The following is a 21668-nucleotide window of genomic DNA, read 5'->3' as shown; positions in this document are numbered from 1 at the left end:
GTCAGCGCACGATTGCCTAACTCAGGGAATTAATCTCTATCGCCGGGCAGCGGTCCATGACCATGGCGAGCCCGGCGGTGCGGGTGCGCTCGTACGCGGCTTCGTCGACGACGCCGAGCTGGAACCAGACGGCCTTGGCGCCGATGGCGACGGCCTCATCGGCGACCGCGCCCGCCAGGTCACTGTTGACGAAGACATCCACGACATCGCATGCGAACGGAATTGCGGAGAGTGTCGGGTATCCCTGCTCGCCAAGCACCGACTCGGCTTTGGGATGTACGGGTATGATCCGTTTGCCGTAGCGCTGGAGCACCTCCGCGACCCCGTAGGCCGCGCGCTGCTGGTTGGAGGACAGGCCGACCACCGCCCAGATGTCTCCCAGCTCCGTGAGGATCTTGCGGACCGTCGCCGGGTCGCCGTACATGCTTGCCTCCTGCGAGTACGAGAGTCGGCCTGTCTGCAGCACAACGGAAACCGCCTGCGAGGGATTCCCGGGCGCCGGGGTGATCGACGAGAACGTCATGGCTGGATCACCCCTGGGTCGGTGGGGAGCGCATGAGCCTGGGTAGAACCTGAAGCCCGCGCATGGAGGAGCCTGCGTTCTGCCGCTCGATGGCGGCCGCGGACCTCGGGTCGAGGACCCGTTCCGGGCGGCCGGCCTGGTGGGCGGCCAGCGCCTGTTGGTAGCCAGGCGACGCGGTTTCCCGCGTACGGACCGGCGCCTCGGGCACGGCTGGCCGCAGGTCCGGGGTGGCGGCGGCCGAGGTGAGCCGGCGTCGCCGGGCGCGGGCGGCAGGACATACAAGGTGCGCACGTTCGCGCCCGGCACCTCCGTGTTGGCCGCCGCGATCAGCTTCGGCGCGCTCCAGCGCAGCTTGGTGCCCTGGGGCGGGGCGCCGGGGGCGACGTTCAGGCGGCCGGTGTCCGTATCGAACGCGATCGCGCGTACGCGCCCAGCCAGTTCGGGCGCGGCCGCGGCGAGGATGTCGTCGAACTGGACGAGGACGTCGCCGTCGGCGGCCGGGGGCGGCCATGCCGCGCTCGGTCGTCATCAGGGTGATCGCGGTGCCGAGTCCGAGCGGCTCGCGGCCGTCCCGCCGGTCGTGTCAGCGGGCCGGTGTGTAGGTGATCCGACTGTCGTGGCAGCCGGAAGCGAGGTCGGCCAGGGCGGCTACTTCGCCTGGGTCCGCCGACAGTCGCCAGCGGGCCTTCACCACGGTCCATTCCTGGAGGTACCGGCAGCGCGCCCCCGGGTCCGCGGGCAGCCACTCGCGGGGGCCTGCCTCCCGATGAGTTGCTGGCGCACTTGGACGACCTGGTCATCAGCATGGTGGAGCAGGAGGGCGCCGAAGCGCCTGCTGAGAACGGACAGCACTCCGTGGCCACCTCAATGTCGGGGTCGACCTGTCTGTACGCCGTCTACGACCCGGCCCCCGGCGGCGCACGCTGTCCCGGGCCGGTCACCTTCCGCCCGCGCGAGCTCGCGACCCGCCGACTCGCCGACTGGGGGCTGCAGGAACTGGCCTTCACGACGGAACTCATCGTCAGCGAACTGGTCACCAACGCCATCCGCTACGGGGCGGACCCCAGCCACCTGCGCCTCATTCGGAGCGAGGCTCTGATCTGCGAGGTCTTTGACAGCAGTAGCACCTCGCCCCGCCTGCGCCACGCCCGTACCACCGACGAGGGCGGGCGTGGACTGTTCCTCGTCGCGCAGGTAGCTCGACGGTGGGGCACCCGCTGCACCTCGGCGGGCAAAATCATCTGGGCCGAGCAAGCTGCTCCAGCCTCGCCAGGGCGTCCAGGCTCGGCTCCCGAGTTCACGTAAGCGGCTGGCCGAGTGGGGGTGTCAGTGACTGCCTCTTCGTAGGTCCGGATGGTTCGAGCCGGTGTTCGGCATACCGTTCAGCGAGGCAAGGGACGGCTACGGTTCGATGAGCCCGGCACGGATGGCGTAACGGGTGAGTTCGAGGCGGTCTCTGAGGCCGAGTTTCTGCAGCAGGTTGGCGCGGTGGCGTTCGACGGTCTTGACGCTGATGACGAGCATGTCGGCGATCTGCTGGGAGGTGTGGCCTTCGGCGACGAGTTTGAGGATCTCCTCCTCGCGGTCGGTGATGGCCCGCTCGGGCAAGGGCTCGCCGTGCCGGGTTCGGTCGAGGTGGCTGCGGATCAGGGCGTTGATGGCGCCTGGGTAGAGGAAGGGCTCGCCGCGCATGGTGGCGCGGCAGGCTTCGACGAGGTCGCGGTCGGCGACGGATTTCAGGACGTAGCCGGAGGCGCCGGCGGCGAGGGCTTCGAAGAAGTACTGCTCGTTGTCGTACATCGTCAGCATCAGGATGCGGATGGCGGGCAGCGTGCGGTCGAGCTCGCGGGCGGCTTGGAGGCCGGTCATGCGGGGCATGGCGATGTCGAGGATGGCCAGGTCGGGGTGGTGGGCGCGGGCGGCTTCGACGGCTTCGGCGCCGTTGCCCGCTTCGGCGACCACGGTCAGGTCGGGTTCGGCATCGAGGATGAGGCGTACTCCGCGGCGGACCAGCTGGTGGTCGTCGGCGAGCAGGATGCGGGTTTCGGTTGCCTCGGGCATGGTCAGTGGCTCCCGTGGTGGAGGGGCACGACGAGGCGTACCTCGGTCCCGCTGTCGGGGCGGGGGCTCAGGGTGAGGCCGGCGCCGATGAGAAGAGCGCGTTCGCGCATGCCGCTGATGCCGGCCCCTTCGCCGGCGCCCTGTATGCCGTGGCCGTCGTCGCGGACGCTCAGCTCCATCCCTGCGGGGGCGCGTTTGAGGGCGAGGTCGACGCGGCGGGCGCCCGAGTGGCGGGCGGCGTTGGTCAGGCTTTCCTGAGCGACGCGGTAGAGGACGAGTTCCGTGTCGCGGCCAAGAGGCGGCAGGTCGGCGTCGAGGTGGTGGCGTACGGCAAGGGTGGGGCCGGTGAACTCGCTGGTGAGGGCTTTGAGGGCGCTTGCCAGTCCGAGTTCTTCCAGGACGCCGGGGCGCAGCCGGCGGGCAATGCGGCGGATTTCGTCGAGGCTGGCGCGGGTGGTCTCTTGGACCTGGTGGAGTTCCTCACGTACGGCAGGCGGTGCGTGGTCGGCGACGCTTTTGAGTTCGAGCAGGACGGCGGTGAGGGTCTGGCCGATCTCGTCGTGGAGTTCCTGGGCGATGCGGTGGCGTTCGGCTTCTTGCGCGGACAAGGCGCGGGCGGCGCTGGTGGCGCGTTCGGCCTCCAGCCGGTCGAGCATGGCGTTGAAGGTCGTGATCAGATCGGCGATCTCACCGTGGCCGCCGACGGCCGGGCGCGTTCCCGGTCGCAGCAGGTCGGTGGTGGTCATGGCACGCGTGAGGCGTTGCAACGGGGCGAGCCCGACGCGTAGCAGCACGCCGTTGGCGATGAGCATCGCGGCCAGTCCGGCGGTCAGGACGGCGGCCTCGGTGAGCAGGACGGGGGTGGAGACGGTGACCGGCCCCAGCAGCAGGGCGGCCGCCGCGATCAGCACCACGGCGTTGAGCAGGAAGATCCGCCAGAACAAAGACATCGGCATCGCCTTCTCCCGTCGCCGTCGGCGGCTGTGACCGGCCTGGCTCTGCACACCGGCGGAGGTGCCCCGGCAGCGGTCGAGGGGGTTCTTCGGCCTTCATAGCCAGCCTGCCGGGTGGGGAGCGGCGGCGTCCATCGGTGCCGGTGCTCAGACATGGCCGGCCGGTTGTGAGGGTCGGGCACCCGCGGGAATGGGTGCTGCGCCCGATGGTGAGGCCGCAAAGCCGCGTGTGACGGTGGCATAGAGCCCCGCCTTGCCGGTGCCCGGGATGGAGGAAGCCATGGCGCAGCCCGGCATCCAGCCACTGCACGACATCGAGGCGCAGACACAGCGAAGCGCCCCGCAAGCCGCCCGCGGTCCGGGAACAGCGCACCCGCGTCGGCCGCACGCATACCGGCGACGGCGCGGCCCGGCCTGGGTGCTGCTGGTCCTCTCCTTGGCGCTGCTGGTCATGGGCATGGCACTGCCGCAGGGCCTGCTCCTCGCGGCCGGCCTGGTCACCGCTGGAGTGGTGCAGCTGTTCGCGCCGCCACACGGCCGAGGCCGCCCCTTACCGCGGCGGCGCGCCCCACCCCGGCAGCGATCATCAGGGCCTGACAGCCCCGGAACAAAGGAGGACGTATCGGCTCCCGTCAGCCGCGACACACCACGCCCACCACGCTGCGGAAGGTCGTGACCCGTGGGACACGCTGACACCCTGCTCGCCATGGGCGGTGCCTTCCTGGCCGCCGCTGTCTTCGCCCGTCTCGGCAGACGGATCGGTCTGCCGACCATCCCGCTGTTCATCCTCGCCGGCATCCTGCTCGGCCCACACACCCCGGGCCCGGTCCTGGTGGAGGATCCGCACGACTTCGAGATGCTCTCCGCGCTCGGGCTGGTACTCCTGCTGTTCTACCTGGGTCTGGAGTTTCACCTCGACGACCTCAGAAGCGGCGGAAGGCGCCTGCTGGCCACCGGCGGCACCTACCTGCTGCTGAACGTCGGCGCGGGCCTGGGATTCGGGTTCGCCCTCGGATGGGGAGCACGAGAAGCCCTGGTCCTCTCCGGCGTTCTGGGCATCTCCTCGTCCGCGATCGTCACCAAGATCCTCATTGACCTCGGTCGCATCGCCCGCCCCGAGACCCGCCTGATCCTGGGCGTCACCGTCGTCGAGGACGTCTTCCTCGCCCTGTACCTGGCCGCGCTCCAGCCCGTCATCAGCGGCGCCCAGGGCATCACGGAAACGCTCTTCCAGGCGGCCAAGGCATTCGGTTTCCTGATCGTGCTGGCCATCGCAGCCCGTTACGGCACCCGCCTGATCGGGCGCCTGATCGCGGTACGCGACAACGAACTGCTGGTCACCAGCTTCCTCGGCGCCGCGATACTCATCGCCGGTGTTTCCGAGGTCCTCGGGGTGGTCGACGCCATCGGCGCCTTCATGGTCGGCCTGATCCTCGCCGGAACCCCATCCGGGCCGCGGATCCGCGAACTGGTGCATCCGCTGCGCGACGCCTTCGCCGCGATCTTCTTCTTCGCCTTCGGCCTGGCCGTCAACCCCGCGGACATCGCCTCCGTCGCCGTACCGGTCGCCGCCGCAACAGCACTGACCATCGCCATGAACGTGGCCGCGGGACTGTTCGCGGCACGCCTGTACGGCTACGGCCCCCAGCCGGCTGCGAACATCGCCACCACGCTCCTGGGACGTGGCGAGTTCGCGCTGATCCTGGCCGCCATGGCCGCCGGCGCTGGGCTCGATGACCGCCTCGCCCCGTTCATCGCCGGCTACGTCCTCGTCCTCGCCGTCCTCAGCCCCATCGTCGCCGGGCGCTCGTACCTGCTCGCCCGTGCCCTGCACGCTGCACCCTTCCCGCTGCCCGGCGGCCGGGCCCGCCACCCCACGGGCGCCGACCCACACGCCGACCCGGCACCGGACCCGCTCGAGGCCGCCGCGTCCCGGCCCACCGGCGACATCACTCCCTCAGCCTCGTCCGTCCTGTCCGCTGAAGCGGAGCGATAGCGCCGGTCCCGAACAGGGCATCGATGGGGCGCTGCCAAGGTGTACGCGGCCGGCGTGCCGCTCGGCACTATGGCCGGCGTCGCATAGGCACGATGAGCATGCCGGGTGTCGCCGCCGCATGGCCGACGCCATCGCGGCGCCGACGGCGAGTCCGCTCACGGTGCCGGGCAGTCGGCTGCGGATGGACAGGCCGTCCACGGTGCCGGTGGCGAGGGACACCTCGGTGGATTTGACCAGGGCGTTGACGGCGGATCCCCCGGTGAGGCGGAGCTCTTGGACGGCGTCCAGGGTGATCCCGTCGATGAGGTGCTACTCGGGGGCTGCGCTGACGGCGGGTAAGACGGATGCTTCGCCGGTCCGGCACGTCTACCCGTGGAGCCGTCGGCGGCGATGCGCGCCCAGCGCCCCGCGCACCTGGCCCCGGCGATCCACGGCGTCGCCGAGCAACTTCCCTTCGAGGACGACTCGGTGGACGCGGCCATGGCCATGGTGACGGTCCACCAGCGGCCGGACCCGGTGGCGGGGCTGCGCGAGATCCAGTGGAGTGAGCGTGCCGCACCAGTCTGATGGGTAGGGCGAGGCCACGCCGGACTTCTCGACGGGCACCACGTCATCCCCCGGCCGGCACAACTGCGTAAGCCGAACTCACCCGTCCCCGGACCGGCCTCCCCCGGACTGCGCTGTCGGCCGCCGACCGGCAGGCGGCGTGGGCGATGGCGTCCGCCGCCGGGGCACAGCCCGGCTGGGCTCACCGCCGGTGAGCCGCCGGGGTGTCAACCCCGACGAAGGTCAGGTGCTCGTCTTCGCCGTTCGCCAGAGGTGGCGGGCCTTCGCCGTTTCTACGGTCACTGGCCATGGAATCAAGGACGCGATACGGCTTCGGCCGTCGGTTGCCGGCCTCGGTGGCGCTGTGCGCCGCCGGGGCGGGAGCGGTGATGTGGCTGTCGCCCGGTGGGCTGGGCGACGCGGATCGGGTGGAGGTCACGCGCGGCGCCTCGGCGTCGGTGTACCGCGAGGTGACCGATGCGGTGGCCGGGGCGCCCTCGTGGGTGGGGTCGCTGCTGGAGGTGGCCACCGCGGGCACGCTGGTGGCCCTGGGGCTCCTTCTGCTGTGGACGGGGTGGTCGGCCTTCCGGCGCGCGGACGCCTCCGGCGTGGCCGGAGTCGTCCTCACCGGTATCGGCACCGTGGCCGCCTATGCGGCCAGCGAGGCGGTGAAGCTGGTGGTGGACGAGGAGCGGCCGTGCCGGGCGGTACGGGGAGTCGCGGCGTTGGCGGAGTGTCCCGAGGCGGGGGACTGGTCCTTTCCCAGCAACCACGCCACCCTGGCCACCGGGATCGCGGTCGGGCTGACGGTGCTCAGGCCCCGTCTCGCCGCCGTGGCGCTGCCCTTGGCGGGGGTGGTGGCGCTGCTGCGGGTGGCGGTGGGGGTGCACTATCCGCACGATGTGGCCGCCGGTGCGCTCATGGGCGCCGCCGTGGTGGTGGCGACGCTGGTCGTGGCGAGTCGTCCGGCCGCTCGGGCGGTGTCAGCGCTGTTCGGACGCCGGTGGGGGAAGGATTCCGGCCTCATGGGCCACCACGGCGGCGGCCGCCCGGTTCTCCACACCCAGCCGGGAAAGGATCGAGCTCACATGGGCCTTGACCGTTCCCTCCACCACATGGAGCCGACGGGCGATCCGACCGTTGGACAGCCCGCCGCCGAGGAGGGCCAGCACCTCACGCTCCCGGGCGGTCAGGGCGCCGACCCGCTCGCGGGCGGCGGTGCGGCGGTCGGCCAGGGCCCCCGCGCCGCCGGAGGCGAGATGCGCCACGACGCGGGCCGCGACCTTCGGTGACAGATAGGCGGCGCCATCGGCCACCGCGCGCACCCCCGCGATCAGCTCCTCCGGTTCACCGGACTTGATGAGGAAGCCCGTGGCGCCGCCGCTCAGCGCCTGCAGGATGTAGTCGTCCTCGCCGAAGGTGGTCAGCATGATGACGCCGGTGGCCGGCGCCGTCCGGTGGATCTCCCGGGCGGCCTCGATCCCGCCGGTGCCGGGCATACGGATGTCCAGCACCGCCACCCGGGGCCGGTGGCGGTGCACCAGCTCCACCGCCTGGTGGCCGTCGCCGGCCTCGGCGACCACGGTGATGTCCGGATCGGTGGTGAGCACCGCCCGGATGCCCGCGCGGATCATCGGCTCGTCGTCGGCGATCAGGACCCGGATCATCGGACGCCCTTCCCGGTGAAGGCGTCGGCGGTCACCAGGATGCCGTGCCGGAAGCACAGCCGGTAGACGTCCCCGGACCGGTCGTCGAAGGGATCGGCCGTCATCGCGTAGTACTCGCAGACAAGACCGGCTCCCCTCGGTTCGGCCGCCGTCGGCCGGTGGCCGGTCTGGCGCTTGGGCAGATACTCCGTGATCCGGTCACGGTCCTGTCCGATGCGCAGCCGGGCGTAGTCGTCCGGGGCCAGCACCGACTCCCGGGCCCTCAGCGTGTCCCACACCCGCAGCGCCCCGATCAACAGGGCGCCCGCGACCAGGGGCACCATCAGGGTCGCGACCAGGGTGCGGCCGAGCCGGCGGCGGGCGCGCCGGTGGTCATCCGCCACCGCGCCGTCCGCGTTGCCGGGGACGTCGGTGCCGTCGGGGGCGTGGGGCGTGGCCTGCGCCGCTCGCCGCGCCGCGGGGGTACGGGGAAACGTGGCGCGGACCGCGAAACCGCCCGACTCGGGGCCGTAGCGGAACGTGCCGCCCGCCAGCCCGACGCGCTCGTCCAGGCCGATCAGGCCGACGCCCTCGCCGCCCGAGCGGACGGCGACGACGGTGGGCGCGGGAGCGTTCGCCACCCGGACCTCGGTCTCCTCCGCCGTATGCCGGATCCGCACGGCCGCCTCCGCGCCGGGCGCGTGCTTGGCCACATTGGTCAGCGCTTCTTGCACCACACGGTGCACGGCGCGCTCCACGTCCGACGGCAGTTCGCCGGGCTCGCCGTCGATCCGCAGCCGGACCGTGAGCCCCGACGCCGACGCCCGCTCGACCAGCTCCGCCACCCCGGCGCCGCCCGGCTCCGGCGGCGCTCCGTCCGGCTCCTGGCGCAGTACGCCGATCACCTCGCCGAGACGGTCCACGGCGGCCGCCGCCCTGGCCCTGATGTCCCGGGCGGCCTCCCGGTGGCCGTCCGCCAGCCCGGGCGCCAGCTTGAGGGCCCCGGCCGAGAGGGCGATCAGACTGAGCTCATGGCCGAGGACATCGTGCATGTCCTGGGCGATACGGGCCCGTTCCCGCAGCCGGGCCTGCTCGGCGATCAGCCGCTGCTCGCGCTCCAGCCGCGCGGCCCGCTCCCACCCCGCCCGGACCAACTGCCGGTACTGACGGCAGAACCGCCCCACGAACCATGGCAGTACGACCGCCCCCGCCACCACCGTCACGAAGCGGTCGGCCCAGGTGATCCAGGACGGCACCGCGGCGACCGCCACCACAGCGCTCGCGACCACTGCGATCAGCCCCACCCCCGTGGCCCACGTCCGCCCGGGCCGCCACCCTGTCGTGAACGCGCACAGCGCCGTGGGCACCACCCACCACAGACTGACCACGCTCGACCCGGCGGCGGCGACCGTGGCCGCGAGCGGAAGGTGCCCGGTCCAGCGGGCCCCCGGGCGGCCGGTGCATCCGGTTCTGTGCGTCGTCATGTCCCCCACCTGCGTCATCAGCCGACTCGCAGAGGTGACCTTACGAAAACCGTGGACCGGCGGACACTGCCGAAAGACCAATCCCCACCTGCGCACACCGCACGGCATCCGGCCGACGCCCAGGAGACGCATGCTGGTTATAGGGGCGGAAGTGGGGGGAACCCGACTCATGCGCTCGGCAATCATGAACCGCCGACCGCGACCGACCGAGGGGGCGGAAGGAGAGGAAGAGACCATGCCCGCAGGATCCAGCCGTAAGCGTGAACGGCAGTACGAGCACATCAAGGAAAGCGCCGAGCAGCGCGGTGCCTCCACCGGCCGGGCGAAGGAAATGGCCGCCCGTACGGTGAACAAGGAGCGCGCCCGCGCGGGTGAGTCCAAGTCCGCCAGCAAGACCTCGACCAAGGACCCGAAGTCCGCGCCGCAGCGTGGCGGCCAGCGCTCCGGCAGCCGCACGGGTCCCAAGGGCCCGACGCGCGACCAGCTGTACAACGAGGCCAAGCAGCGCGGCATCGAGGGCCGCTCGAACATGACCAAGGACCAGCTGGCCAAGGCCCTGGGCCGCTGACCTGGATACCGCCGCCCCTTCTCGCGGTGCGCCGCCCTCCCCGCGCGACAGCGCGGCTGGGCGGCGTCCGTCCGGTGGGGGGCGGGCGATTGGCGGAGACGGCTGCGGGTACTCAAGGGCGATCATGCCAGGCCAGACACTCCCCACCTACACCGCTCTGCACCAGCTCGTGGAGTTGATCGAGCAGGGCCCTCCGGTCTTCGTCCGCTGGTCACGAGGGCCTCAGGCGGACCTGGACGGGAGCGCGGCCAGCCGGGACGGGCTCACCGGCACCATGCTGCCGGGCCTGTCGGCCAACCCCCTGGTCTTCGAGGAATGGGCGAAGGATCTGCCCACGACCCTCTGGGTCGCCCGACGGCTGTGCGACTACATCCACCTCCGGGACGACGGCCAGGGCACCGCCGATGTCCACCCCTGGGTGCTCAAGGGGGAGGAGGCCGGCCGGGGGCCGGACAACGAACCCCTGGTCCGCGCCGTGGAACCCGTCGCCTGGATCGCCGAGAGCGTGATCACCGAAGCCGAGGACGTGGTGGCCCGCCAGCAGGGTGAGTGGGGGCCGTTGCACAGACCCGCCCGGTTCGGCCGCGGCAGAAGAGGGTGAGGCCAGGACGGTACGGCGGGGCCGGCCCGCGACCGTACGCGTGGCGACCAGGGCCGTCGGTGACCGTACGCGTGCGACCAGTCGGCGGCGGCACACGCGTGACCAGCGCACAGGGGCCGGGACATAGGGTGGCCTGATGCAGGAGCGGTACCGGACGGTCGCGCGCGAGGGCGTGCACGAGATCGAGATCAACAGATCACGCTTCCTCTGCACGCTCGCGCCCGCCGCGACCGAGCAGGAGGCGCAGGACGTCATCCAGCGCGTCAGGAAGGAGCACCCCACCGCCACCCACAACTGCTTCGCCTATGTCATCGGCGCGGACGGCGGTGTGCAGAAGGCGAGCGACGACGGGGAGCCGGGCGGTACGGCCGGGGTGCCGATGCTGCAGATGCTGCTGCGCCGCGAGGTCCGGTACGCGGTCGCCGTCGTCACCCGCTACTACGGAGGCGTGAAGCTCGGCGCGGGCGGTCTGATCCGGGCCTACGGCGGCGCGGTCGGCGAGGCGCTCGATACGCTGGGCACCGTCACCCGGCAGAGGTTCCGGCTGGTGACCGTCACCGTCGACCACCAGCGGGCCGGAAAGCTGGAGAACGATCTGCGGGCGACGGGGCGGGCGGTCCGGGAGGTGCGCTACGCCGAGGCCGTGACCATCGAACTGGGCCTGCCCGAGGCCGATGTGGACGCCTTCCGCGACTGGCTGGCGGACGCCACCGCCGGCACCGCCGCACTGGAGCTCGGCGGCGAGGCGTACCAGGACACCTGAGGGCCGCCTGGCCGCCTGCTCCCTAGACCGGTGAGCGGACGGACGACGGAGCTGCCTCCGGTGCACCCCGGTCGGTCCGCGCTCTCCGGGGCAGGCCGAGTCTGGACGGGCGGCCCTGGGACGCGCGGGGCGCGGGCCGCAGCCGGATGGCGGCATCGAGGCCGCCGGCTGGCGCCCGGGCCAAGGTGGCCTCCCCTCCGCTCGCATGGGCGAGCCGCTGCACCAGCGACAGACCCAGACCGGTGCCGCCCTTCGGGGCGTCCGGCGCGCGCCAGAAGCGGTCGAAGGCGCGGCGGCGCTGATCGGCGGTCATGCCCGGACCCTCGTCGATGACATGCAGCTCGATCCAGACGGGCCGCGCGGGGAGATGGCGGCGGTCGGGTGCCGGACAGCGCAGCACCATGGTGACGGTGGAACCCAGGGGCGTGGCACGCAGCGCGTTGGCGAGCAGATTGTCCAGGATCTGCTCCATGGCCCCGGGCACCGCGAGCACCTGGCCGACCCGGTCGCCGAGCAGGGCGAGATGGGCCTTGTGCTGTTCGAAGAGCGGCGACCAGGTGAGCAGGCGCTCGGCGCACACCTGGTCCAGGTCGACCGGCTCGGGGGTGACGGCGCTCTCCTCCATCCGCGCCATCGCCAGCAGCCCCTCGACCATCCGGGCCAGCCGGTCGGTCTCGGTCATCGCGGCGCCCAGGCTGTCCCGGGCGTGTCCGGTCATCTCCGCCTCCAGGTTGTCCAGCCGCAGTCGCAGCGCCGCCAGGGGCGTCTTGAGCTGGTGGGACGCCTCGGTGGCGAAGGCGCGCTGGGAGGCCAGCAGATGCTCCAGCCGGGCGGCGGTCTGGTTGAACGTGGCGGCTAGGCTGCGCACCTCCGGCGGGCCGGAGGTCACGGGGGCGGGCGTGGTGAACTGCCCGTCGGCCAGTCGGTGCGCGAACCGCTCCAGCTCCAGGATGGGGCGGCTGGTCCAGCGGGCGAAGACCAGCCCCACGGCGGCGATGGCCGTAAGGACCGCGAGCCCGCCCACGGCCAGCAGCAGCCAGATCCGGTGGACCCGGGCCTCCACCGCGTCGGTGGGCACGATGAGGCGCACCGCGCCCTGCAGATCGTCGCCGTGGACGACGGGGGCGGCTACCGAGAGATAGCGGACGCCGCCGATGGTGGAGGTCCGGACGTCGATCGCGTCGCGGCCGCGCAGCGCGGCGGCGATCTCGGGGCGCGACGCCAGGTGCCGCGACTCCGTGGCGGACAGCGCATGCGAGGTCGCCAGCAGCCGGCCGTCGCCGCCGACGATGACCACCCTGCCGCGGATGCGCTCGGCACAGTGCCGCGCCCGGTGCGGGAGTTCGCGCCGCTCCCGGCCCGCCATGATCGACAGCGAGGCGAACGCGGACACCGACTCGGCCTCGTCCTCCGCCGAGGAGATGATCTGTTCTCTCTCGGCTCTGCTGTAGACGTAGCCGAGGGGTATCCCCAGGCTCAGCAGGATCAGAACGGCGAGGCTCAGATACCCGAGCAGCAGACGTCGGGTCACGGCCGGGCGGCCTCCGGGACCTCCGATGGGATCGCCGGCACCCCCGACGCGACCCCCGGGGCCCCCGACGGGACGCCCGAGTGGACGGCGAGACGGAAGCCGACCCCGCGCAGGGTCTGGATCCAGGCCGGATCGCCCAGCTTGCGGCGCAGGGTGGCCACGTGCACATCCAGGGTCTTGGTCGGCCCGTGGAAGTGGGGGTCCCAGACGCGGTCGAGGATCTGCTGACGCGAGTACACGGCGCCGGGATCCTCGGTGAGCAGGGCCAGCAGCTCGAACTCCTTGGGGGTGAGGGTGACGGGTGCACCGCCCACCCACACCTGGCGGGTCCGGCGGTCCACGACCAGCGGCTGCTGTTCCCAGGGCGGCGGTTGGGCGGCGACCGGTGCGGTGGGGGCTGGTGTGGTGGGAGCGGCCGGTGCGGGGGCGGCCCGGGCTGCGGCGGTGAGGGCGGGGTCGGTGGCGGTCGCCGTGGCCGTGGCGGTGCGTTGGGAGCGCCGGGTCACCGCGCGGATCCGGGCGATCAGCTCCCGCATGCTGAACGGCTTCGCCAAGTAGTCGTCCGCGCCCAGCTCCAGCCCCAGGACACGGTCGGCCTCCTCGCCCCGCGCGGTGAGCATGATGATCGGCACGTCCGACAGCTGCCGGATACCGCGGCAGACGTCGATGCCGTCCATGTCCGGCAGTCCCAGGTCGAGCAGAACGATGTCCCCGTACGGCCCTTCCAGCCCGGCAGCCCCCGTGCCGACATGACCGACCATCAGTCCATACCGCCCCAGTCCCTCGACGAGGGGCTCGGCGATCGTCTCGTCATCCTCGATGAGCAGCGCTCGTACGGTCATGGGGACCTGTGTACCGCAATGCCGGAATGGATTTCTGGTTTTTGTAATGTTGCGAGTGCGGGTCCGAATATTGGAGAAGAACTTGTCATGCTCTAGTGTTCGTTTAGCCTTCGCCTGGCACGGCCCTCCCTACGGTGATTCGCATCTGGTCCAACCACCCGTCAGGGAGGCATGATGAGGGCTCTGCTCGAACACGCCCGCTCGTTCCGGCGCCGGGCCGATTTCGACCACGGCGAATACCGGAAACTGGCCGACGGGCAATTTCCGGAGGCGCTCTTCATTACCTGCTCGGATTCCCGGGTGATCCCCGCGCTGATCACCGGAGCCCGGCCCGGCGAGATATTCGAGCTGCGCAACGCGGGCAACATCGTTCCCCCGCACGGGATGCGTCTGGTCTCCGGCGAGGCCGCCACCATCGAGTACGCACTGGAGGTGCTCGGCGTTCGCGACATCGTCAGCTGCGGTCACTCCCACTGCGGCGCGATGGGCGCGCTGGCCTCGGGTGCGGATCTGTCCCGGCTGCCCGGTGTGGGCGCCTGGCTGTCGGTCGCCCGGCCGGGGCTGGCCCCCGCCCTCGAAGCGGCCTCCGCCGATCCGTCCCTGCGGGAATTGGCACAGCTCAATGTCCGGAATCAGCTGGCCGCGCTGGAGGAATACCCGGCGGCGCGACGCCGGCTGGAGACGGGGCGGCTGCGTCTGCACGGTTGGTTCTACCAAGTGGACAGCGCCGAGCTCTGGGAACTCGATACCGATGGTGACTTCCGGGCGCACTCATGACGGGCGGACGACATGCCCGTGGCCGGATTCAGCCGGATCCATCGCCGTCCTACGACATCGACGAGGTGTTCCCGCCGGAGGGCGGACGCGACGCCCAGTCGACGCAACCCATGCCCGCATATGCGCCAGCCGGTGGAACCGTAAGGGGAACGGCCGACGCTCCCGGCTTCCGTAAGGCCGACGCTCCCGGCGTCCATGAGGCCGGCGGCGGGGCGGGTGGCACAGCCCGGGGCACGGCCATGTCCAAGGGGAGGGGAAAGGGAAAGGCGGGCGGGACCGGTCAGGGCGTCGACCTCGGTACCGAGATCACCGCCTCGCTGGTCGTCTTCCTCGTGGCCCTGCCCCTGTGCATCGGCGTCGCCGTCGCCTCCGGCACCCCGGCCGAACTCGGCATCATCTCCGGTGTCGTCGGCGGGCTGGTGGTCGGGATGACCCGGGGCAGCGCCCTCCAGGTCAGCGGCCCCGCCGCGGGGCTCACCGCACTCGTCGCGGAGACCGTCGAGGCCCATGGCATCGCCATGCTCGGCGTGATCGTGCTGATGTCCGGGCTGCTCCAGATCGGCCTGGGGATGATCCGGCTGGGCCGTATGTTCCAGGCCATCTCCATCGCCGTCGTCCAGGGCATGCTCGCCGGGATCGGGCTGCCGCTGATGTTCAGCCAGTCCTATCCGCTGGCCGATGCCGCCGCCCCCGGCACCGCCATCGAGAACATCCTCGGCTTCCCCGCGCACGTCCTCGACACCTTCACCCACGCACAGACGGCGATCGCCGCGCTGCTCGGCATCGCCACGGTCGTCCTCAGCTTCGTCTGGAAGAAGGCGCCGGGGCCGGTCAGGAAGATCCCCGCCGCGCTGGTCGCCGTCGCCATCGGCATCCTGGTGGCCGCGCTGCCCGGCGTGGAGGTGAAGACCCTTCAGGTCGGCGATCTGCTGGCCTCCGTCCAGTTCCCCGGACCGGAGCAGTTCGCGGGCCTGGCCGATCCCGCGGTGCTCACCGCCGTCTTCACCTTCACCGTCATCGCCTCGGCGGAGAGCCTGTTCACGGCAGCCGCCGTGGACCGGATGCACGACGGTCGGCGCACCCGCTACAACACCGAACTGATCGCCCAGGGCGCGGGCAACGCCGTCTGCGGCGTCCTCGGCGCGCTGCCCATGACGGCCGTCGTCGCCCGTAGCTCGGCCAATGTGCAGGCCGGGGCCAAGACCCGGCTCTCCCGCACCCTGCACGGCCTGTGGCTGCTCGCCTTCGCGCTGCTGCTGCCGAGCGTCCTCGCCCTGATCCCGATCTCGGTGCTGGCGGGTGTGCTGGTGCACAGCGGCTGGAAGCTGCTCGGGCCCGAGCAGTTCCCGAAGATGTGGCGCCAGGACCGTGGCGAGTTCGTCGTGATGACCATCACCACGGGCGTGATCGTCGCCACCGCGCTCCTGGAGGGGGTGCTGGTCGGGCTCGCGGCCGGGATCGTCCTGGCGGCGCTGCGGATGTCGCAGACCTCCGTCGAGCACCGGGTGGAGGGCGATACCGCCAAGCTGGTCATGACCGGCAACGCCACCTTCCTGCGGCTGCCCAAGGTCATCGACGCGCTGGAGGCCGTGGGGTCGGCGGGGACTGCGCGGATCCGGCTGGACCTGCTGGGGGTGACCCATCTGGACCATGCGTGCCGCAGCCAGATCGAGGAGTTCGTGGAGCAGAAGCGGGCGTCGCAGACCGTACGCGTGGAACTGCTGCTGCCCGACCTCCCGGCGGCGAAGCCGAGGCCGAAGCGGAAGCCGTGGGCCGAGTCCTCACCCGACTCCTCGCCCGAGTCGCGGCCCGCGCCCCCGCCCGAGTCGCGGCCCGCGCCCCCGCCCGAGTCCCGGTCCGGGCTGCGGCGGCGGCCCGTGTCCCCGTCGTGGCCGCCGCCACAGCCGCACGAGCGGTCGTCGTCCGGTGCGCTGTACGACGCGTTCTACGGCCCCTCCCGGCCGGGCCCGTCCGCGGAGTGGTACTACCTGGACACCCGCCCCTTCGAGGGGCCCCAGGACTCCGAGGAAGCGCGGTGGAGGGACTGCCGCGGCTAGACACGCCGGGGCACGGGCCGGGACACCGGCCGAGACACGGAAGGGAAATACGAGGTCCGTGAGAGACCGGGCACCGACCGCGGCTAACGTGGTCGGTGCCCGCGCCGTGCGCGCACGCCGCGGGTGTGATGCTGGCCACTGGGGTGGAGGAAGGACAGAAGTGCAGGTCGGAGACCGCTTGTGAGAATGCTGCACACCTCCGACTGGCACCTCGGACGGTCCTTTCACCGGGTCAGCCTCCTTGCCGCGCAGCGGGAGTTCATCGACCACCTCGTCACCACCGTGCGCGAGCGGCACATCGACGCGGTGGTCGTCGCGGGTGACATCTACGACCGGGCCGTGCCGCCGCTCGCCGCCGTCGAGCTCTTCGACGACGCGCTGCACCGGCTCGCGGACCTCGGCGTGCCCACGGTCATGATCTCCGGCAACCATGACTCGGCCCGCCGTCTCGGCGTCGGCGCCGGGCTGATCGACCGGGCCGGGATTTACCTGCGCACCGACCCCGCCGGATGCGCCACCCCCGTCGTCCTCTCCGATGACCACGGCGAGGTGGCCTTCTACGGTCTGCCGTATCTCGAACCCGGCCTGGTGCGCGAGGAGTTGGGCGCCTCCGCGGCCGGTCATACGGCAGTGCTGGGCGCCGCCATGGACCGGGTGCGCGCCGACCTCGCCACCCGGCCGTCCGGTACCCGCTCCGTCGTCCTCGCGCACGCCTTCGTCACCGGTGGCGCGGTCAGCGACAGCGAGCGGGACATCACGGTCGGCGGAGTCGCCTCCGTACCCGCCGATGTCTTCGACGGCGTCGACTACGCCGCGCTCGGCCATCTCCACGGCTGCCAGACCATCACCGAGCGCATCCGCTACTCGGGCTCCCCACTCGCGTACTCCTTCTCCGAGGCGTCGCACCGCAAGTCCATGTGGGTGGTGGAGCTGGGGGCGACGGGCGAGGCGCCGTCATGTGAACGGGTGGACTGCCCGGTGCCGCGCCCGCTGGCCCGGATCCGCGGCCGGATCGAGGAGCTGCTGGACGACCCCGGCCTCGACCGCCACGAGGAGGCGTGGGTCGAGGCCACCCTGACCGACGCGGTGCGGCCGCATGAGCCGATGGCCCGGCTGGCGCGGCGCTTCCCCCACGTGCTCACGCTGGTCTTCGACCCCGAGCGGCCCCCCGAGGATCCGCTCGCCTCGTACGCACAGCGGCTGCGCGGCCGCTCGGACCGGCAGATCGCCGAGGACTTCGTGGCCCATGTGCGGGGCGGCCGCGGCCCGGACGAGGCGGAGCGCGCACTGCTCGGCGACGCGCTGGAGGCCGTACGGAGCGAGGCGCACGAGGGCGTTGTGCCCGGCGAGGACAACGGCGCCGCGGCGACGGCGGGGGCGCGGGCGACGGCGGGGGAGGCGGCGCGATGAGGCTGCACCGGCTCGCCGTTACGGCCTTCGGCCCGTTCGGCGCCACCCAGAAGATCGACTTCGATGAGCTGTCCGCCGCCGGGCTCTTCCTGCTGCACGGGCCGACCGGCGCCGGCAAGACGTCCGTCCTGGACGCGGTCTGCTACGCGCTGTACGGCCAGGTGCCCGGCGCCCGCCAGGGCAATGGGCTCTCGCTGCGCAGCGACCACGCCGAACCGCTGACCCCGACCGAGGTCGTTCTCGAATTCACCGTCGGCGAGCGGCGCCTGGAAATCACCCGGCGCCCCGAGCAGCCGCGCCCCAAGAAGCGGGGCACGGGGATGACGCGGGAGAAGGCGCAGACCCTGCTGCGCGAGTACGCCCCGGCAGCGGCGCCCGCTTCGGCATCCGGGCCGGGGCAGTGGAAGGCACTCAGCCGCTCCCACCAGGAGATCGGCGAGGAGATGGGGCAGCTGCTCGGCATGAGCCGGGAGCAGTTCTGCCAGGTGGTGCTGTTGCCGCAGGGCGACTTCGCCCGCTTTCTGCGCGCGGACGAACTGGCGCGTGGCAAGCTGCTGGGCAAGCTGTTCGACACCGGCCGCTTCGCCGCCGTCGAGGAACGGCTGGCGGAGCTGCGGCGGGCGGCGGAGAAGCGGGTCGCGACCGGGGACGAGCGGCTGCTCGCGCTCGCCCACCGGATGGCGCAGGCGGCGGGCCGCACCACGGAACTCGACGGGCATCCGCTGCCCGAGCTGACCCCCGGTGAACCGGGGCTGGCCGACGCCGTCCTGGAGTGGGCCGCCGTCGCCCGCACCGGCGCGCGCGAACGGCGGGACATCGCGCTCTCCGCCGTACGGGCCGCCGAGGCGGCCCATGACGTCGCCCAGCGGGCCGCCGACGCGACACGCGAACGGGCCGAGCTGCAGCGCCGCCACGCCGAGGCCCGCCGCCGGGCGGACGACCTCGAACGGCGGCGGCCCGACCACGACCGGCTGCGCGAGCTGCTGGAACGAGCCCGCGCGGCCGACGCGGTGGTCCCCGCGCTCGACCTGCGCACCGCCGCCGCCCGCGACCACCACACCGCCGAAACCACCGAACGCCAGGCCCGTGCCCGCCTGACCGCCGAACCCGGCCTGGCGGCGACGGCCCTCGCGGCGGTCCCGGACCTCCCCGGCCAACGCACCGCCGCTGCCCCGGCCGCTTCACCCGACGTGCCTCTGCCCGCACAGGCCACCGCGTCCCCGGAGGAGCCCGCCCCGCACACGGGCGCGGAAGGTGCCTGGGCCGAGGTGGGTCCCGACGAGCACGCCCCAGGCGACGTGCCGCCGCGCCGGGCGCCGTCCGGTGAAGCGGGAACGTCGGCCCCCGCCGAACCCGGCCCGCGGGGGCGCGTCATGGCGCAGACCGTGAGGGACGGCCGCACTGGAACGGGCGCGCCGGGCTCGGGCGCGCCCGGTCGGGTGGAGGGCACCGCCTCGTACGGGCCGGACCAGGTGCCGGGGGCAGGTGTCGGCGCGTCGGGTGTGCGTGCCACCGGCCGGGCTACGGCTGCCGAGAACGGTGCGGTAGGTGGGCAGGTCGGTTCCGGGGCAGGAGGGGGTACCGTCCCCGGCCCGCCCGGGACGGCGGAGGGCACCCGCGCGGGTGTGCCGGATCAGGCGCCGGGGGCCGTCCCTTCCGCAGGTGTGGGCGCGTCGGGTGGGTGCGCCACCGGCCGGGTCACCACTGCCGACAACGAGGCGGCGGGTGGGCAGGCCGGTTCCCGGGCGGGCCTGCCGGGTCCGGCGTCGTCCGGCGCCGCTGCCGCCTCGGGGGCGCGGGGCGCGGGCGCGTCGCACCCCACCGCGTACGACGCTGGTCGTGGCGGGGTGGCGGCGGGCGCGGCCCGTGATGGTGACGGGCCGTATGGGGTGCGGGACGCCCGTTCGCCGGGCGCGGACGTGTCCGCACTGCTCGGCGAGGCCGATGCCGAGTGGTTGGGGCGGGTTGAGCGGCGGGTACGGGAGGAGCTTGGGGCGTTGGGGGCCGCTCGGCGGGGGGAGGCGCGGGCAGAGGCCGTGGTCGGCGAGATCGCCGCGCTCGACCGGGAGGCCCGCGCCGACGACGAGGCGATCGAGGAGGCCGCCGAGTGGCTCGCCGGGTGGGAGGAGACCCACCGGGCGCATCAGCGGCGGGTCGAGGCCGCGCAGGAGGCCACCACCCGGGCCGAGCAGCTCGGCGGGCGGATCGAGCCGGCCGAGCGGCGCCTTGAGGCCGCCCGGCGGCGGGACCGGCTCGCCGGGCAGGAGCGGCAGGCGCGGGAGGAGCTGTTGCGGGCGCGGGAAGGCGCGGCCGCCGCGCGGCAGAACTGGCTCGACCTCAAGGAGGCCCGGCTGCGCGGCATCGCCGCCGAGCTGGCGGCCGGGCTGCGCGCGGGAGAGCCCTGCGCGGTGTGCGGGGCGACCGAGCACCCGGACCCGGCCCGGCCCGGGACCGGGCATGTGGACCGTACGGCGGAGGAGACCGCGCTGGCGGACTCCCAACGCGCCGAGGAGGTCCGCGAGGAGGCCGAACGCACCCGGAACGCGCTGCGGGAGGCCCACGCGGGCGCGGAGGCCACGGCGGAGGGCGAGGACGCGGCCGAACTCGACCGGGCCCTGGCCGAGTTGCGGTCCGCGTACGCCGAGGCCCGTGACGCGGCGGCCGACGGGCACGCCGCCCGCGAGGCCCTGGACCGGGCCGAGGGCGAGCACGCACGGCGTACGGCGCAGCGGCAGGAGGCCGAGCGGAGGGCGGCCGCCCGAACCTCGCGCCGCGAAACCCTGGCCCGGGAGCGGGCCGCGCTGCTGGCGGAGCTGGAGCAGGCACGCGGCGCGGACGCCACCGTCGCCGAGCGCGCGGCGCGGCTCGAGCGGCAGGCGGGGCTGCTGGCTCGCGCCGCCGAGGCGGCGCGGGGTGGCGAGGCGGCCGCGAGCCGGCTGAAGGAGGCCGACGCCCGGCTCGCCGACGCCGCCTACCGGGCCGGGTTCGAGACCCCGGAACAGGCCGCGGAGGCCGTGCTGCCCCCGGACCGGCAGCGCGAGGCGCGCCGCCGTCTCGACGCATGGCAGACGGAGTCGGCGGCGGCCGCGGCCGAGCTGTCCGACGCCAGAGTGCTCGCCGCCGCGCAGGCGCCGCCCGCCGACCCCGCGGCGGCGCAGACGGCGGCGGACGCGGCCACCCGCGCGCTGCGCGAGGTCTCGGCCGCGGACGCCGCGGCCCGCACCCGCTGCGCGGACCTCGACGCGCTCTCCGCGCAGGCGGTGGCAGACGCCCGCCGGCTCGCCCCGCTGCGCGCGGACCACGACCGGATCGCCCGCCTCGCCGCGCTCGCCGCGGGCACCTCCACCGACAACGAGCGCAGGATGCGGCTGGAGGCATACGTCCTGGCGGCGCGGCTGGAGCAGGTCGCGGCGGCGGCGAGCGCGCGGCTGCGCCACATGTCCTCCGGGCGCTACACCCTGGTGCACTCCGACGCCCGCTCCGGCGGCCGCGGCCGCTCCGGTCTCGGGCTGCATGTCATCGACGCCTGGACCGGCAGCGAGCGCGACACCGCCACCCTCTCCGGCGGCGAGACCTTCTCCGCCTCGCTCGCCCTCGCCCTGGGCCTGGCGGACGTGGTCACCGACGAGGCGGGCGGGGTCCGCCTGGACACCCTCTTCATCGACGAGGGGTTCGGCAGCCTCGACGAGCAGACCCTGGACGAGGTCATGGACGTGCTGGACTCGCTGCGCGAGCGGGACCGTACGGTCGGCATCGTCAGCCATGTCGCCGATCTGCGCCGGCGGATCCCGGCCCAGCTGGAGGTCGTCAAGGGCCGCGAGGGCTCGGCCGTACGCCACCGTACGGCCGTCGCGCACTAGCGGGAGGGCGGACCGCCCCCCCCGTAAGACGGGCTGCCCCCCGTAAGGCG

Annotated in this window: 18 protein-coding genes and 3 pseudogenes; 12 read left to right on the top strand and 9 right to left on the bottom strand. The window is 73.2% G+C overall.

The window, feature by feature from the left end:
- Positions 1-16: 16 nt before the first annotated feature.
- Entirely contained in the window at positions 17-424 is a 408-nt protein-coding gene (locus ACFYOY_RS14290) for a CoA-binding protein (protein ID WP_351884016.1), read from the bottom strand.
- A 1050-nt stretch (positions 425-1474) separates the two neighbouring features.
- Between ACFYOY_RS14290 and ACFYOY_RS14285 the strand changes: the two are divergent.
- A pseudogene (locus ACFYOY_RS14285) lies at positions 1475-1828 on the top strand (ATP-binding protein); the annotation flags it as partial.
- Positions 1829-1924: 96 nt separating this feature from the next.
- Here ACFYOY_RS14285 and ACFYOY_RS14280 read toward each other — a convergent pair.
- Entirely contained in the window at positions 1925-2584 is a 660-nt protein-coding gene (locus ACFYOY_RS14280; RefSeq protein WP_388587143.1) for a response regulator, read from the bottom strand.
- A 2-nt stretch (positions 2585-2586) separates the two neighbouring features.
- On the bottom strand, positions 2587-3534 hold the full coding sequence (locus tag ACFYOY_RS14275) for a HAMP domain-containing sensor histidine kinase (protein WP_351884721.1): 948 nt from the start codon (positions 3532-3534) through the stop codon (positions 2587-2589).
- Between the two features lie 271 nt (positions 3535-3805).
- Here ACFYOY_RS14275 and ACFYOY_RS14270 point away from each other — a divergent pair, with 271 nt between their 5' ends.
- The gene (locus ACFYOY_RS14270) at positions 3806-4213 is read left to right on the top strand and encodes a DUF3040 domain-containing protein (protein WP_388587140.1); all 408 of its coding nucleotides are present in this window, start codon (positions 3806-3808) and stop codon (positions 4211-4213) included.
- A gap of 3 nt (positions 4214-4216) precedes the next feature.
- A complete protein-coding gene (locus ACFYOY_RS14265; protein WP_388587137.1) occupies positions 4217-5533 on the top strand; it encodes a cation:proton antiporter in 1317 nt (438 codons plus the stop codon).
- Between the two features lie 123 nt (positions 5534-5656).
- Here ACFYOY_RS14265 and ACFYOY_RS14260 read toward each other — a convergent pair.
- A pseudogene (locus ACFYOY_RS14260) lies at positions 5657-5827 on the bottom strand (adenylate kinase); the annotation flags it as partial.
- Between the two features lie 78 nt (positions 5828-5905).
- Here ACFYOY_RS14260 and ACFYOY_RS14255 point away from each other — a divergent pair.
- Entirely contained in the window at positions 5906-6100 is a 195-nt protein-coding gene (locus ACFYOY_RS14255) for a class I SAM-dependent methyltransferase (protein ID WP_388587134.1), read from the top strand.
- A 181-nt stretch (positions 6101-6281) separates the two neighbouring features.
- Here the strand turns inward: ACFYOY_RS14255 and ACFYOY_RS14250 are convergent, their stop codons facing one another.
- Complete coding sequence (locus ACFYOY_RS14250) at positions 6282-6707, bottom strand: hypothetical protein (protein WP_351884762.1); 426 nt, start codon at positions 6705-6707, stop codon at positions 6282-6284.
- On the opposite strand from ACFYOY_RS14250, the pseudogene ACFYOY_RS14245 reads away from it, so the two are divergent.
- Positions 6601-6975, top strand: a pseudogene (locus tag ACFYOY_RS14245) (phosphatase PAP2 family protein); the annotation flags it as partial. The gene ACFYOY_RS14250 and the pseudogene ACFYOY_RS14245 overlap by 107 nt on opposite strands.
- An 87-nt stretch (positions 6976-7062) precedes the next feature.
- Here ACFYOY_RS14245 and ACFYOY_RS14240 read toward each other — a convergent pair.
- Positions 7063-7746 (bottom strand): response regulator transcription factor, encoded by a 684-nt coding sequence (locus tag ACFYOY_RS14240; protein ID WP_351884024.1) that lies wholly within the window; start codon positions 7744-7746, stop codon positions 7063-7065.
- Positions 7743-9209, bottom strand: coding sequence for a sensor histidine kinase (locus ACFYOY_RS14235; protein WP_388587130.1), 1467 nt, complete (start codon positions 9207-9209; stop codon positions 7743-7745). Before ACFYOY_RS14235 ends, ACFYOY_RS14240 begins: the two co-directional genes overlap by 4 nt.
- A 235-nt stretch (positions 9210-9444) precedes the next feature.
- Between ACFYOY_RS14235 and ACFYOY_RS14230 the strand changes: the two genes are divergently transcribed.
- The 3 genes from ACFYOY_RS14230 (at position 9445) to ACFYOY_RS14220 (ending at position 11141) form a co-directional block, all read left to right on the top strand.
- The gene (locus ACFYOY_RS14230) at positions 9445-9777 is read left to right on the top strand and encodes a plasmid stabilization protein (RefSeq protein WP_351884028.1); all 333 of its coding nucleotides are present in this window, start codon (positions 9445-9447) and stop codon (positions 9775-9777) included.
- A 124-nt stretch (positions 9778-9901) separates the two neighbouring features.
- Positions 9902-10378 carry a DUF6098 family protein gene (locus tag ACFYOY_RS14225; RefSeq protein WP_351884030.1) on the top strand — a complete coding sequence of 159 codons (477 nt, stop codon included), beginning with the start codon at positions 9902-9904 and terminating at the stop codon, positions 10376-10378.
- A 136-nt stretch (positions 10379-10514) separates the two neighbouring features.
- Positions 10515-11141: a YigZ family protein gene (locus tag ACFYOY_RS14220; RefSeq protein ID WP_093466757.1), complete on the top strand. Its 627-nt coding sequence runs from the start codon at positions 10515-10517 to the stop codon at positions 11139-11141.
- 22 nt (positions 11142-11163) lie between these two features.
- On the opposite strand, the gene ACFYOY_RS14215 is transcribed toward ACFYOY_RS14220, so the two are convergent.
- On the bottom strand, positions 11164-12672 hold the full coding sequence (locus tag ACFYOY_RS14215; RefSeq protein ID WP_388587126.1) for an ATP-binding protein: 1509 nt from the start codon (positions 12670-12672) through the stop codon (positions 11164-11166).
- On the bottom strand, positions 12669-13514 hold the full coding sequence (locus ACFYOY_RS14210) for a response regulator transcription factor (RefSeq protein WP_351884034.1): 846 nt from the start codon (positions 13512-13514) through the stop codon (positions 12669-12671). The genes ACFYOY_RS14215 and ACFYOY_RS14210 overlap by 4 nt, the downstream gene beginning before the upstream one ends.
- Positions 13515-13688: 174 nt before the next feature.
- On the opposite strand from ACFYOY_RS14210, the gene ACFYOY_RS14205 reads away from it, so the two are divergent.
- The 4 genes from ACFYOY_RS14205 (at position 13689) to ACFYOY_RS14190 (ending at position 21618) form a co-directional block, all read left to right on the top strand.
- The gene (locus ACFYOY_RS14205; protein ID WP_388587224.1) at positions 13689-14291 is read left to right on the top strand and encodes a carbonic anhydrase; all 603 of its coding nucleotides are present in this window, start codon (positions 13689-13691) and stop codon (positions 14289-14291) included.
- 239 nt (positions 14292-14530) lie between these two features.
- Positions 14531-16348: a SulP family inorganic anion transporter gene (locus tag ACFYOY_RS14200; protein ID WP_388587221.1), complete on the top strand. Its 1818-nt coding sequence runs from the start codon at positions 14531-14533 to the stop codon at positions 16346-16348.
- A 180-nt stretch (positions 16349-16528) separates the two neighbouring features.
- Entirely contained in the window at positions 16529-17758 is a 1230-nt protein-coding gene (locus tag ACFYOY_RS14195) for an exonuclease SbcCD subunit D (RefSeq protein WP_351884036.1), read from the top strand.
- Complete coding sequence (locus tag ACFYOY_RS14190; protein ID WP_388587123.1) at positions 17755-21618, top strand: AAA family ATPase; 3864 nt, start codon at positions 17755-17757, stop codon at positions 21616-21618. Before ACFYOY_RS14195 ends, ACFYOY_RS14190 begins: the two co-directional genes overlap by 4 nt.
- Positions 21619-21668 lie beyond the last annotated feature (50 nt).

This window comes from Streptomyces sp. NPDC007875, assembly GCF_042868035.1.
In the GTDB taxonomy this organism is placed as follows: Bacteria; Actinomycetota; Actinomycetes; order Streptomycetales; family Streptomycetaceae; genus Streptomyces; species Streptomyces antimycoticus.
The sequence above is the reverse complement of the archived record's forward strand: the minus strand, read 5'-3'. Positions and strand labels throughout refer to the sequence as shown.